Genomic DNA, 12,937 nt, shown 5'->3' with positions numbered 1-12,937 from the left:
ACTATGATTAATGGTATCAAACCGCTCGAACACTCGCTGCGCTGGGGCATGGTCGGCGGCGGGGGAACCAGCCAAATCGGCTATATCCACCGCTCTGCGGCGCTGCGCGATAATACCTTTACCCTCGTGGCTGGCGCATTCGATATTGACGCCGCGCGCGGACAGGCGTTTGGCGCGGCGCTCGGCGTTGCGCCGGAACGCTGCTATCCCGACTACGAGAGCCTGTTTGCCGCAGAAGCGGCCCGGCCAGACGGCATTCAGGCGGTTTCCGTCGCGACGCCGAATAACACTCACTTTTCTATTTGCCGGGCTGCGCTTCTGGCTGGCCTGCATGTGGTATGCGAAAAACCCCTCTGCTTCACGACTCAGGAGGCGGATGAGCTTGAACGTCTCAGCATTGAAAAAAACAAGATCGTCGGCGTGACCTATGGCTATGCCGGTCATCAACTGATCCATCAGGCGCGGGAGATGATAGCGGCGGGCGAACTGGGCGACATTCGCATTATTAATATGCAGTTTGCCCACGGTTTTCATCATGAGGCGGTCGAGTTGCAGAACCCCAGCACCCGCTGGCGCGTCGATCCTCGTTTCGTCGGTCCCAGCTATGTGTTGGGCGATCTGGCTACGCATCCCCTGTTTATCGCCGAAACGATGGTTCCCGACCTGCATGTGAAACGCCTGCTGTGCGCGCGTCAAAGCTTTATCGCAAGCAGGGCGCCGCTGGAAGATAATGCCTATGTTCTGATGGAATTTAGCAATGGCGCGGTGGGAAGCATGTGGGCCTCGGCGGTGAATTGCGGCTCAATGCACGGGCAGAAAATTCGGGTCGTCGGGTCCAGAGCGAGCCTTGAGTGGTGGGATGAGCAGCCGAATCAGCTGCGCTATGAAGTCCAGGGCGAGCCAGTGCGTATCCTGGAGCGCGGCATGGATTATCTCAGCGCCCGCGCGCGCGCGGAGGATCGTATCGGAGGCGGACACCCGGAAGGTCTGTTTGAAGCCTGGTCAAACCTTTACCGTCGTTTCGCGCTGGCGATGGATGCGGCCGATCGCCGTGATACCGCGTTTCTCAGTGACTTCTGGTATCCGGACGTTCATGCCGGGCTGGCCGGGGTTCGCTGGGTAGAAAACTGCGTTCGCTCGGCGGACGCTGGCGCAGTCTGGGTCGACTGCTGAAAGGGCGCGGGAGCGCCCTTGCTCCCGCGCGTTTTGCTCTTGCCGCAGCGAATGACAGGCAGGCCCAGAGTAGAGACGCCCTTCCCCCGTGACACAGGTTAAGCCGGACTTGCAGAAGTTCAGAAATCGATCGCAGCCCGCGCTAAGCGGAAAGCTAATGCGCCCGGTCAGCTTAGCTTTTGAGGGCTGCAAGAATAACGGCGTCCATCTTCTCCGGGGTGGTGATCGGCGCGAAACGCCTGAGTGGCTGACCGTCGCGCCCAATCAGAAACTTGGTAAAGTTCCATTTGATGCGCCCGCCCAGCACGCCGGGCAAGGCGTCTTTCAGATAACGAAACACCGGATGCGTTGCAGCGCCGTTAACCTCGACTTTCTCGAACATCGGAAAACTCACCCCATAGTTAATGTGGCAGGTCTGGGCGATCTCTTCAGCACCGCCGGGTTCCTGCTTGCCGAACTGATTGCAGGGAAATCCAAGCACCACCAGCCCCTGATCAGCGTACTTCTTGTAGAGAGACTCAAGTCCTGCGTATTGCGGCGTAAACCCGCAATGGCTGGCGGTATTGACCACGAGAACCAGCTTGCCCGCGTAGTCGGCCATCGAGATGCGCTGACCACTTAAGCTGGTGGCAGTAAATTGATAAAAAGCGCTCATGTCGCCATCCTCGGAATGTTTGCATCGCAGGTTGATTGTGTTACTCAGGATAAATGGTTCTGGACTGGAAAGAGACATTTACCGTGACTGCATGTGGCATTAGGCTGATGCCGCTTCGGCCAGAGGCGGTCTTCACCCGGTCGGCCTTACAGGCTTTTGATCATGCAAAATTTTAGTCAGGCGCGCAGCAATTTGGCTATGAAGATGTTAGACACCCTTTTTAGGCTGCATCTTTTTCAGCGTTAAATTTTCTTTGCTCAACATCCCATGGAAGCGCGGGTTGTCTGCGAACGAGTTTTCTTTTGCCTTTTGAGAAGAAGTAGGTTCTCAGCTCGAGAAAATTTCGGCACTTTTTCGCCTGGGGTTCATAAGTGATCAAAAAGAAAATTAAGGGCCTGCTGGCTTTACTCCATATCCTGCTTGCTTTTTCCATAACAACATCGATGTTTTCATGCTGGCAATACGAGATGAATGTAGAAAAGTAGCATTCGTCGTTCTTCTCAAGAAGCTTGTCTAACTCATTAACGCTGTCCTTATCTGCCTGAATATATTCCCACTCAACAAAGGTTAAAATTTGCTTGTCTGGATATTTTAACACCGCATCTGTACGCCCGTGCTGTTCAAAAAAGGTTCTCGCGCCCATCAACTTTGCACACTCTCGTATAACCAGCCCAACATGAATGGTCCAGTTGGATCGGTTGATGTATTCGCCTTTGAACACAGGGAAGTCCTGATACCACAGACAATTAAATAAACAGATGAAATCGCGCTCGACTCGCTTCAAAAGTAATCCTTTGCTAATAAATGATGAGTTAATGTCAGATATCGGCGGCTCCCTGGCGAACATTAATGTTTTGATGCCGTGTTTCCGGTTTATGTTCTTCTCAGGTTATTGCTCCTGTTCACTTTATTTCTCTAAGTCGATCAACCCGCCATGAAGTGATCCGCCTGGGCTTCTGGCGCAGAGTGGAGATCCTGAGCAGGCAAGGCGCAAGCAGAGATTGATGATTGCGGTGCAATGCCCTACTAAAGGCTTTCAACGACCCAACGCAGTTTATTGACGGGATCGGCGTAGATGGTGTTTATCTCCATTTTCACAAAGCAAATGAATTTACAGGCCTGCAAGCGATGCCGACATTCATCGCAAACGACGTGGTGAAAATTCTGAGGTTGCTAATGAAGTGGTTCGTTTTAAAAAGCCTCTGACAGAGTGTTTCAGCCCAGGATAAAAACGCCCGCTGCTGCAAAAAACAGCAATGGCGGTCTGCTCGACGGCAGATCGCCATTTGTCACTCATTCCCGCCGGTATCGGTCAATCAGGCAATGTCGTTTTTCCGGAAGATCCCTAACGCCCGCTTCTGGCACAAATCGAGGCGGCCGTAGGGTCGATGTCCGCTTTGAGCGAGAAGCAGTCACAAAATAAGGGATTGACAAACTTTCTAGGCAAATGGTTGTATGATGCAACTATCATGTAAAGGTGACGCTAATGACTTCAGAACAACAGCACATAAAAAACATCCGTGCAGCATCACGTTTAATGGTGCGAGAGCTAGGGTTCATGAACCAAAATCTGGCCGCAACGGATTATCCTCCCTCAGCCGTTCACGCCATGCTTGAAGTTGAAGCGCATGGATCTATGACAGCCGCTCAACTGGTACAGATTTTGGGGCTGGAGAAGTCCAGCGTCAGCCGCATGCTCGCTAAACTCGTTGAGGCCGGAGAACTCGAAGAAAACCCTTCCGCTGACGATGCGAGGACGAAGCTACTCAGCCTCACCGGTAAGGGCAAAAAGACCGTGCAGAATATAAATGCTTACGCTGACCAACGTGTAGCAGCAGCACTCAATAAGCTCGATCCGTTTAGCCAGGAAGCTGTATCAAAGGGCCTTTCCTCCTATGCCAGTGCGTTGAAAGCCTGTCGCGAAAACACCCCAGGAGAAGTGCATCAAAGCTTCAAAATAGTCACGGGTTATCATGCAGGTATGATTGGCCGCATTACAGAAATGCATGGCAGCTATTACGCCAGAGAGCATAACTTTGGCAATTTTTTTGAAGCGAAGGTTGCCGCGGGCCTTGCTGATTTTTCGGCCCGTCTGGATAAGCCATGTAATCAAATCTGGCTGGCAATGATGAACGAGCGCGTAGTCGGCTCAGTTGCCATTGACGGTGAGGATCTGGGAAATAATGAAGCGCATCTGCGTTGGTTCATTCTTGACGATGGGTGTCGTGGAAGCGGACTGGGTAGAAAACTTATTTCAGAGGCAATGAAATTTTGTGATGAGCAAAACTTCTCTTCAGTACAATTATGGACATTCAATAAACTTACCACGGCAAGACGATTGTACGAATCATTCGGATTTGAATTGTCGAAAGAATGGGAAGGCGATCAGTGGGGCAGTACCATTACTGAGCAACAGTTCACTCGAATAAACCTCGCTTACCACTCATCCTTATGACATGTTGTATTTACGCTTTGTCCCTCTACCCTGAATCAGTCATGTCCGGTTTTGGCACAGAGCGGACAGACGTGCAGGCCTGGGTCCGCTATGAGCGAGAAGCAGAAGCAATCTTTAGCGTCAGGCAAGCACTGGAAATGTGTAAATCACCGGCCAAATAAACCACAATTGATGCATCCACTCTTGGTATATGCATATGCAATTTTTTTAAATCTGTCGGGATAAGTTCTTTGCCAGCCGGTGCAGCACACCGGCTGAATTTAGATATGAGCTAAGCAATTAAAAGATTAAGTGATTTGGGAAAGCTCAAATTTTTCAGTTTATTATCCGGGTCAGTTGTCACAAGCCAGGCAATGTCTTTCCATCCGGCAACCAGTGATGTGGCTCGGTTATTAATTTTATGGCCGTCAGCTAACACGACAGTCTGGTTGCTTTGCTTAATCATCTGTCGTGCGATCGCCGCTTCATCGAGGCTCTGATCCATCACCCCAGCGTCCGGGCTTACCGCGCCCGCCCCGATAAACGCATAGTCGGCATAAAACGCGCTGATTGACTGAAGCGCTATTGGACCCACGCATTCCATTTTGGACGAACCGAATTGCCCGCCAATAAGGATAAGTTGCATGGTGGCATTATCGTGAAAAAGATTGGCTATCACGGGCGAGTTAGTAATTACGGTCAGGTCATTTACGCCACTGATCTGACGGGCAAACTCCATTGTCGTGGTGCCAAAATCGATAAACAGCGAATCGCCTGGCTTTACGAGCTGCGCAGCTTTTTCAGCAATGGCTTTTTTCTCATCTTCCGCAAGTTTCGCACGCTCCTTGAATTCAAGCTCGAAGCCGAACTGGGCACTCACCGCACCGCCATGCACCTTCTTGATGTATCTCATCTCTTCAAGCTTGTTAAAATCACGCCTGATGGTTTCCTGCGATACATTGAAGAACTCTGCCAGATCGTTCACAAAAACCTGACCGTCCTCCCTGAGCTTTTCAAGAATAATATTTCTTCTTTCAGAACCGTTTGACTGATCCATTTTTGATTCCGATGACTGTTTGTAGAGATAGTACGCGCAATAAGATTCTGCGCAATTGCATCTGCTGCGTCAGGTAAGGTAAAGCTGCTGCGCGCACCGCCTTCAGCCAAAATAACAGACATACGCATATGACAAAACACCGATGTTGTTTTTATGTGGTTTTTCACCTCACTCCTCGCGTTTTGAATAACCTTTATACTTTCATAGCCATCACTAGTGCCCCGACAGGGCCACATTTCATGCGCCAGCCGTGAGTCTGCTCGCAGGAAAACTGAAGATATTTGGCGCATTAAAAGCCTCAGGCGCGCCACTTTAAGAATAACCACACGATTATTAGAAAAAAGTATGAAGCACGTCACGTTTATGTGGGTTAATGTGACATTTGTGTTGATTTGATGTGTTTATGTGATGCTAAATGGTGGAAAGAACAACATTAGCAACACATAAATAACATCCAGTTATTGAGGTTTTTATGCTTAACCAACGCTATGCAGCTATTGACCAGGGAACGACCGGAACGCGTGTTGTCGTGTTCAGCGAAGATGGAAAACACTTTTCACCCGCAGCTATCGCGCACAAGCAGTTAACACCCAACCCGGGGTGGGTTGAGCATGATCCAATGGAAATTTTGCGCAACATCCGCAACTGCCTCAGCCACTGCGGCGTGGTGGATGCTATCGGCCTGGCTCATCAGGGCGAAAGTATTGTCGCCTGGGATGCGCAGAGCGGACTTCCTCTCTGTAACGCCATCATCTGGCAGGATCAGCGTACAGAAGGCACTATCAAAAAACTTCGCGCAGACGGTGTGGAGGAGTTCGTTCGGGCTCGCTCTGGTCTGCCGTTAGATACCTATTTTTCAGCCAGTAAAATGGGCTGGATCATGCGTAATGTGGCAGGTGCGCAGGAACTACATCGCCGCGGAACCCTGCGTCTGGGGACCATGGATGCGTTCTTCATGTTCCATCTGTGCGGTGTGCATGCAACAGACTTTAACTCCGCGTCGCGTACTTCACTTTTCAATATCCATACTCTCCAGTGGGATGAAGAGCTTTGCCGTATTTTCGGTGTACCCATTGAAGCGCTGCCGGAAGTACGCCACAACACCAGTCATTTTGGTGACGTCCGTTATGAAGGTAATAGCACGCCGCTGACAGCCTGCATTGTTGACCAGTTTGCCGGGACCTACGGTCATGGCTGCCTTGAGCCTGGGCAAATGAAAATTACTTTCGGCACCGGTGCTTTCCTGCAGTCAATTACCGGATCAGACGTTCCGGATGCAGCGGGTTCAGGCCTTCTGCCTACGCTGTGCTGGAAGTTACCGGGCGAAAAGCCGCTTTATGGTCTCGATGGCGGCGTTTATAACGCAGCTTCCGCCGTAAACTGGGCGGGCAAGATTGGCATGTTTACTGAGCTTGAAGAGTTTTCAGACTTCCCGGATGAACCAGCCATTGCGCGCGGACTGGCTTTCGTGCCTGCTCTGTCCGGACTTGGCTGTCCACACTGGGATCGCTCTGCCGCGGGATTGTGGGCCGGCCTGTCGCTGGAAACCGAGCGTAAGGACATGTTGCAGTCGATTCTAGAGGGGATTGCGGTTCGCTCAGCGGAAGTTATCAACGCCATGGATAAGGTTCGCCCGATTGGCGACACCATTTCCGTGGATGGTGGCCTGTCATCCAATGAATACTTCAAGCAGTTCCTGGCAACGCTTATTCAGAAAACAATTGTATCGCCTTCAAACCGTGAGATTACGGCGCAAGGGGTTGCATTGCTGGCCCGTAAAGGACTTGGGAATACACATCCACTGAAAGTCAGGAATCAGCATTCAGTAACAGAGCCAAAGAATAAAGATTTCAAACCCTACTTTGAAAAGTATCAGGACATTATTTCCCGCTCCCGTAACCTGCGAAACGATGAATAAAAAGAGGCTGCCATGTCTGAGATCGGTAACATCATTATATATATCATTATGGCAGGCACCTTAATCGGTGCAATGGCCTCTGTCGTGCGCCCCGAAAGTGGACTGGGCAAAGAGTTTGTTAATGGCATTCACTCAATTGGGCCGGTATTTTTGGCTCAGGCAGGAATAATGGCCGCCATTCCGATTATTTCTTACGCTATTACGCACACCATAGGGCCATTATTTGAATCCATGGGGTCGGACGTATCCATTGCGGCGCTTTCCATTATTGCGGTGGATATGGGAGGATATCAGCTGGCCGATGTCATCGCGTCTAATCGTGACCAGTGGATCACCGCGATGCTTATCGGATATACATCAGGAGCCAGTATCGTGTATCTGATACCGGTTGGCCTGATTATGCTGCAGAAAAAGGATCACAAATATCTTGCGCTTGGCGCAATGGCAGGGTTAATCAGCATTCCTTTTGGCGTGTTAATCTCTCTGCTGATTATTACGTTTAATAATATCCCTGTGAGAGATATTATCTCTACGTCGTCTCCTGCTAATCACTACCTGAGCATTGACTTTATTAATGCTCTGCATTTACTGGCACCTCTCTTTGCATTCTGTTTTGTGCTGGCGCTGGGGCTTAAATACCGCACGGAACTCATGGTAGCGGGCTTCCTGTTATTCGGAAAAGTGATGGATGCGTTCATTAAGCTGGTGCTGGCTGCATGTATCGTCCAGCACTTTACCGGCGTTTTTACAAAAATATTTGGCGGCTGGGTATTTGACTCGTTGTTTGCCGATGAGAAAGAGCTGATCCGTGCTATTGAGATCGCTGGCTATATCGGCATTATGCTGGCAGGTACGTTTCCAGTCTGTTATCTGTTTCAGAAATACTGCCAGCGCCCGATGAAATATATTGGTGCGAAGCTGAAACTGACCGATGCCGGGGCATTAGGCATCGTCATGGTTCTTGCGAACATCATCGCAGTGTTTCACCTCTTCAAAGATATGCGTGCGCGTGACAAAGTTCTGTGCGTAGCTTTTGGTATCTGCGCCCAGGCTACGCTGGGCGACCATCTGGCATTTACTGCGAACTTCCAGCCCACCCTTGTTCTCCCGATTATGGTTGGCAAGTTTTTAGCCGGCGCGATTGCCGTCGTCATTGCCATATTCATCTCTGTTCCCGAAGCACAGCGAATGGAAAAACGGGATGAGCATGAAAACCCACAGAATGCATCTGAAAACCCCTCAGTTGCTGCGCAGCTGACGCAATAAACTTTCACCGATGTGGCCAGTATGGTCGCATTAATTTGTCACACCATGAGGTAATTATGCGTAAAATTTTTCTGGCATGCCCATACAGCCATGCAGATGAGAACGTGGTCCATGAGCGCTATCTGGCCTGTAACAAAGTGGCAGCTAAAATCGCTGAATCAGGCAATGCCGTGTTTAGTCAGGTCACGATGTCACACCCGATCAACCTGGTGCTTGAGAAAACGGAAAAAGCTAACATCGGTAAGATGTGGGCGCCCATTGATGCCGTCTTCCTGGATACGATGGAAGAGCTGATCATCCTTGATTTAGAAGGCTGGGATAAAAGTGCCGGTATTCAACGCGAGATTGAATTCTATAAAGGACGTAATCAGCGTGTCAGTCTATGGTCAGAAGTTGAAAAAGAGTTCCAGTAAATAAAAAAGGCGCGTAAGCGCCTTTTTTATTGGGCGTAATATGAATTACAGCATGCTGACCAGATTTATATGCAGTTTTTTAATCAGCTCTGAAGAGCCAACATAAAATGGGCTGCGCTGATGCAGTTCGTCCGGATCAATGTCAAGCACTGATAACAACCCGTTAGTCGCCCTGGCTGATGCCTGCTCCGCAATAAACCCCATTGGATTACATTCATACATCAGCCGCAGCTTTCCCTGATTATAAATTCGGCTTTCAGGGTAAAGATAAATCCCACCATGGATCAGGTTACGATGGAAGTCAGCCACCAGTGAGCCAATATACCTTGATGAGAATGGCTTGCCGGTGCTGATATTTTCCTGCTGGCAGTTTGCGACATAATTTCTTATTCCCTGCGAATAGTTACGCATGTTCCCTTCATTGATCGAATAGGTCGTTCCGGTCGAGGGTAGCTGCAATTTATCACGACACAGAAAGAATTCACCTAGCGACTGATCGTAGGTAAAAGCGTGCACGCCTTTACCTGTGGTGTAGACAAGCATGGCGGACGAGCCATAAATGATGTATCCGGCGGCGACCTGAGCCCGCCCATGCTGGGTAAAATCATCGATTGTCACCGGGGAATCGATGGGGGTAATTCTCTCATAGACAGAGAATATCGTTCCAACCGTCACGTTCACGTCAATATTAGACGAGCCGTCGAGCGGATCAGCCAGAACGACATAACGCGCGCTTTCTGCGAGGCCATCGTTGAATAAGACAATATGCTCTTCTTCTTCTGAAGCATAGCCAGCGGCGACCCTGCGATTGAGTAACGCGTTTTTTAAACAGTCGTTGGCAAACAAATCCATTTTGGTTTGTAATTCGCCCTGTACGTTCTGGTCGCCGGTATCGCCGAGCAGATCAGCGAGTCCGGCCCGCCTTATTTCGCTGTTAATGACCTTGCCTGAAAGAACTACGGCATTTAAAAGTGCTGCCAGTTCAGGCTTAGATTTACAGCATGCCTCACCATAAACAAATTCTGGAAACGTAATCATGATTTCTCACAGGCAAGAAAAAGGCGGTCTGTTGGCCGCCTTAAAGTGAACTGAAAAGAATGAATTAAACAGCTTTAACGCTTAATGTACTCTCTGGTGTGAGGGCAGACACATCAATGTGCTTAAGTAATATGCGTCGCTCGGGCATACAACGATGCTTTTTACGGTAAAGCTCACGACTGCCATCTGTCACAACGATTTCGCCGGTGTGGGCTTTATCAACACGCACGTTCAGGGTGACTTCTCCCTTATTGCTGTGGCTACAGCTAATCACGTTTGGTGCCGAAATGCGGAATATGTCATCCAGAATCACAGGGACTGTAAAGGCTCGGGTATCCTGTTCCGATAACGTACGCGCGACATACCGGCCAACGCGCTGACCTTCCTGGTAACACTGGTCACCCATATCGGCAGGGTGTGTCATATTGCCCACCGCAAAATAACTCGGGTCTGAACAGCGGCCGTTCTGATCAAACAAGGGACGCCCGGTTTCCGGCTGGAACTGCAAATGGCTTTTACGGATTAGGGTATATTCTCCCGTAAACCGGCCCGTAAAGATGATGCTGTCACACGCCAACAGATGCTCCTGACCACCGGCATCTTTGAATTCGATGCTTTCTACACGCTCGCTACCGTTGATTTTGGTAATGTGAGAGCCGAAATGCACTTTCACGCCCATCAGGCGGGCATAAAGAGCGCTGGGTTTAAACGCAATAGGGCGACTGTTTTCGTCGATTAAAGCAAGCGCTTTAATTCCCGCATTGCGTAACGTCCAGATAGCGGAGAAACTCACAAGTTCTGAACCCACAATGACGGGACGCGTGCCCGGCTTCAGCTTCTTGAGATAGATGAACTGCTGCAGTGCGCCTGCCGTTAGTACGCCCTGCGGTCTCTGACCGCTAATCAGTCTTGCGTGGCGCGGCGTTTCACGCACGCCGGTTGCAATAATGACCCGTTTCGCATGAAGCGTCTCAAGCCCGCGATCGGAAGAAACTTCCAGCTCGCCACCGGGCTTAATATTCACAACCGTCGTACTGGTGCGGATTTCATATTTCCCCTGCACGAGTTTAAGAATGCGCGCAGCCCAGTTGTGGCCATTCATCGGACGAAAATAGGTCTGAATGCCAAAGGTTGGATGTCGGCAATGGCGCGGCACGCCACCGGCTTCGCTTTCACGTTCGAGTAACAGGACGTTTTTGATGCCCTGCTCAAGCAGAGAGCGGGCAGCGGCCAGACCAGACGGTCCGGCACCAATAATAATGACTTCATACTGACTGCTCATTCTACTTTCCCGACGACAATGGTGTTATCAAGACGGTCACCGACGATTTCAGCGACATTGTTGCTGCAGAAGAAGCCGTTGCAACGGCCCATCATTACGCGCGTGCGGCGACGAAGCCCTCCAATGCATTCTGGAGGCACGGCAGAGTCGAAAGCTGCTTCCAGTTCGCGCCTCGTAACGAGTTCACAATGACAGACAATGCCGCCATTGCCCGGACAGGCAAAATCACGCGTTTCATACTCAGACAACATAGGCATACGAGGCCACTGAAGTTCGCGTGGCTCATCGAGTGAAAAGAGCGCCGGAAACTGATCGCGGTACAGGTTCTCAACGTAACGGGCAATCCCCAGCGCAGCGGTTAACCCTGTTGAGCGAATTCCCCCTACCGTAATCCATTTATCCTGGGGATAAGGGAAAATGCGGTATTCTTTTTTTTCTGTGGCAGGACGCAGCCCGGCATAGGTTGCAGTGACCGAATAATCTGTCAGCGAAGGCAGCATCCTGCTCCCTTTATCAATCAGTTCATTCATCATGCTTTCATCAACGTCTGCACGATTGCGGTCCTGCTGCTCTTCCGCCGTTGGCCCCAGGATCATATTGCCGAAGATCGTTTTACACAGCAGCACGCCTTTGGTTGTTGCCGTAGGGACCGGAAGAATAATGGCATTGATTTGCGATGCAGAAGCCTTGTCGTAAACCAGGAACTGACCTTTACGCGGACGAATCTCAAACTCAGGCGTGCGCCACATGCCATCGATGAGGTCGCCGTGATTTCCTGCGCAGTTAATAACGAGTCGTGTACGCACAATCCCTCGGTTTGTGGTGAGCTCCCAGCCATCCGACTCTCGCTGCACATTCAGTACCTGACAGTTAAATTGATAGCGACCGCCATGCATCACGGCCTGGGTGACATAGGCAAGGGGTGAACTCCATGGGTCGATAACGTATTCGCCCGGTACAAAGACTCCACCGAGCGCCCCCGGAGCCAGATTAGGTTCCCGGTGATAAACCTCTTCCTCTGAAATCTGAATGACATCCGTCACACCATTAGCATGTGCCTGTTTGACAATGCCCGGCAGCGCGTCCAGCTGTTCCTGATTCCAGGCAACAACGATAGCCGTGGTTTTGAGCAACGGCAGATTCATTTTCTCGTGAATCGCCATGTACTCCTCATAGCCGTCCTGCATACATTTCAGCTCAAGACTGCCGGTAGGCGCATCAAATCCGGTATGCAGGATGGCGCTGTTTGCCTTACTGGCGCCAGAAAGGATATCACCACCTTTCTCCAGCAGCAGCACATGGGCTCCCATCAGGGTGAAACGCCGGAAAACAGCACATCCGACGACACCACCACCGATAACAACCACATCAACATTCTCATTCAACTGTGTCATTAACATTTTCCCGGTATCAGGTTCTGGCATTATCTAATCACAAAAGCCACACCTATTCAACATCAATACAACTCATTTATCACATTAAAACCACATAAGTGTGATCAAGCTCTTGCGCCATGATCAGGGCTTCCTGAAGCTCTCAAATGACCATTTTTCAAGGTATCGCGGTGATGTCAGTTCAAAACAGGTCAACAAACGCTGCACCGTCACAGCGAAATACCCCTGCAAAAAAGAATGTGGTTTTGCTGTGAAATTCTGCTGATAGCAGTTGTTAACAATGTGAGCGTCATAATAAGAAAAAAGT

At 50.2% G+C, this 12,937-nt stretch carries 11 protein-coding genes; 5 read left to right on the top strand and 6 right to left on the bottom strand.

Translation table 11 applies throughout. From position 1 onward, the window contains the following. Positions 1 to 3 precede the first annotated feature (3 nt). On the top strand, positions 4 to 1,173 hold the full coding sequence (locus BBB56_RS12720) for a Gfo/Idh/MocA family protein (protein ID WP_123801318.1): 1,170 nt from the start codon (positions 4 to 6) through the stop codon (positions 1,171 to 1,173). 172 nt (positions 1,174 to 1,345) lie between these two features. On the opposite strand, the gene BBB56_RS12715 is transcribed toward BBB56_RS12720, so the two are convergent. Then, positions 1,346 to 1,828 carry a glutathione peroxidase gene (locus BBB56_RS12715; protein ID WP_123801317.1) on the bottom strand — a complete coding sequence of 161 codons (483 nt, stop codon included), beginning with the start codon at positions 1,826 to 1,828 and terminating at the stop codon, positions 1,346 to 1,348. A 220-nt stretch (positions 1,829 to 2,048) separates the two neighbouring features. Beyond that, positions 2,049 to 2,549 carry a hypothetical protein gene (locus BBB56_RS12710; RefSeq protein ID WP_199756236.1) on the bottom strand — a complete coding sequence of 167 codons (501 nt, stop codon included), beginning with the start codon at positions 2,547 to 2,549 and terminating at the stop codon, positions 2,049 to 2,051. A 765-nt stretch (positions 2,550 to 3,314) separates the two neighbouring features. Here BBB56_RS12710 and BBB56_RS12705 point away from each other — a divergent pair. Then, entirely contained in the window at positions 3,315 to 4,283 is a 969-nt protein-coding gene (locus BBB56_RS12705; RefSeq protein WP_123801315.1) for a bifunctional helix-turn-helix transcriptional regulator/GNAT family N-acetyltransferase, read from the top strand. 271 nt (positions 4,284 to 4,554) lie between these two features. On the opposite strand, the gene BBB56_RS12700 is transcribed toward BBB56_RS12705, so the two are convergent. Further along, entirely contained in the window at positions 4,555 to 5,319 is a 765-nt protein-coding gene (locus tag BBB56_RS12700) for a DeoR/GlpR family DNA-binding transcription regulator (RefSeq protein ID WP_123801314.1), read from the bottom strand. Between the two features lie 472 nt (positions 5,320 to 5,791). On the opposite strand from BBB56_RS12700, the gene BBB56_RS12695 reads away from it, so the two are divergent. The 3 genes from BBB56_RS12695 to BBB56_RS12685 are packed head-to-tail and all read left to right on the top strand — an operon-like array spanning position 5,792 to position 8,916. Continuing rightward, positions 5,792 to 7,237 carry a glycerol kinase gene (locus BBB56_RS12695; protein WP_123801313.1) on the top strand — a complete coding sequence of 482 codons (1,446 nt, stop codon included), beginning with the start codon at positions 5,792 to 5,794 and terminating at the stop codon, positions 7,235 to 7,237. 12 nt (positions 7,238 to 7,249) lie between these two features. After that, positions 7,250 to 8,503, top strand: coding sequence for an ethanolamine utilization protein EutH (gene eutH, locus BBB56_RS12690; protein WP_123801312.1), 1,254 nt, complete (start codon positions 7,250 to 7,252; stop codon positions 8,501 to 8,503). 56 nt (positions 8,504 to 8,559) lie between these two features. Beyond that, complete coding sequence (locus BBB56_RS12685; RefSeq protein ID WP_123801311.1) at positions 8,560 to 8,916, top strand: DUF1937 family protein; 357 nt, start codon at positions 8,560 to 8,562, stop codon at positions 8,914 to 8,916. Between the two features lie 45 nt (positions 8,917 to 8,961). On the opposite strand, the gene fbp is transcribed toward BBB56_RS12685, so the two are convergent. From fbp to BBB56_RS12670, 3 genes are all read right to left on the bottom strand, one after another. Continuing rightward, the gene (gene fbp, locus BBB56_RS12680; RefSeq protein WP_123801310.1) at positions 8,962 to 9,954 is read right to left on the bottom strand and encodes a class 1 fructose-bisphosphatase; all 993 of its coding nucleotides are present in this window, start codon (positions 9,952 to 9,954) and stop codon (positions 8,962 to 8,964) included. Between the two features lie 64 nt (positions 9,955 to 10,018). After that, the gene (locus BBB56_RS12675; RefSeq protein WP_123801309.1) at positions 10,019 to 11,236 is read right to left on the bottom strand and encodes an NAD(P)/FAD-dependent oxidoreductase; all 1,218 of its coding nucleotides are present in this window, start codon (positions 11,234 to 11,236) and stop codon (positions 10,019 to 10,021) included. Continuing rightward, positions 11,233 to 12,630: an NAD(P)/FAD-dependent oxidoreductase gene (locus BBB56_RS12670; protein WP_123801308.1), complete on the bottom strand. Its 1,398-nt coding sequence runs from the start codon at positions 12,628 to 12,630 to the stop codon at positions 11,233 to 11,235. The genes BBB56_RS12675 and BBB56_RS12670 overlap by 4 nt, the downstream gene beginning before the upstream one ends. Between the last annotated feature and the right edge of the window lie 307 nt (positions 12,631 to 12,937).

This window comes from Candidatus Pantoea deserta (genome assembly GCF_003813865.1).
Classification (GTDB): domain Bacteria; phylum Pseudomonadota; class Gammaproteobacteria; order Enterobacterales; family Enterobacteriaceae; genus Pantoea; species Pantoea deserta.
Note: the sequence above shows the minus strand (reverse complement) of the source record. Positions and strands in the feature narration are given on the sequence as shown.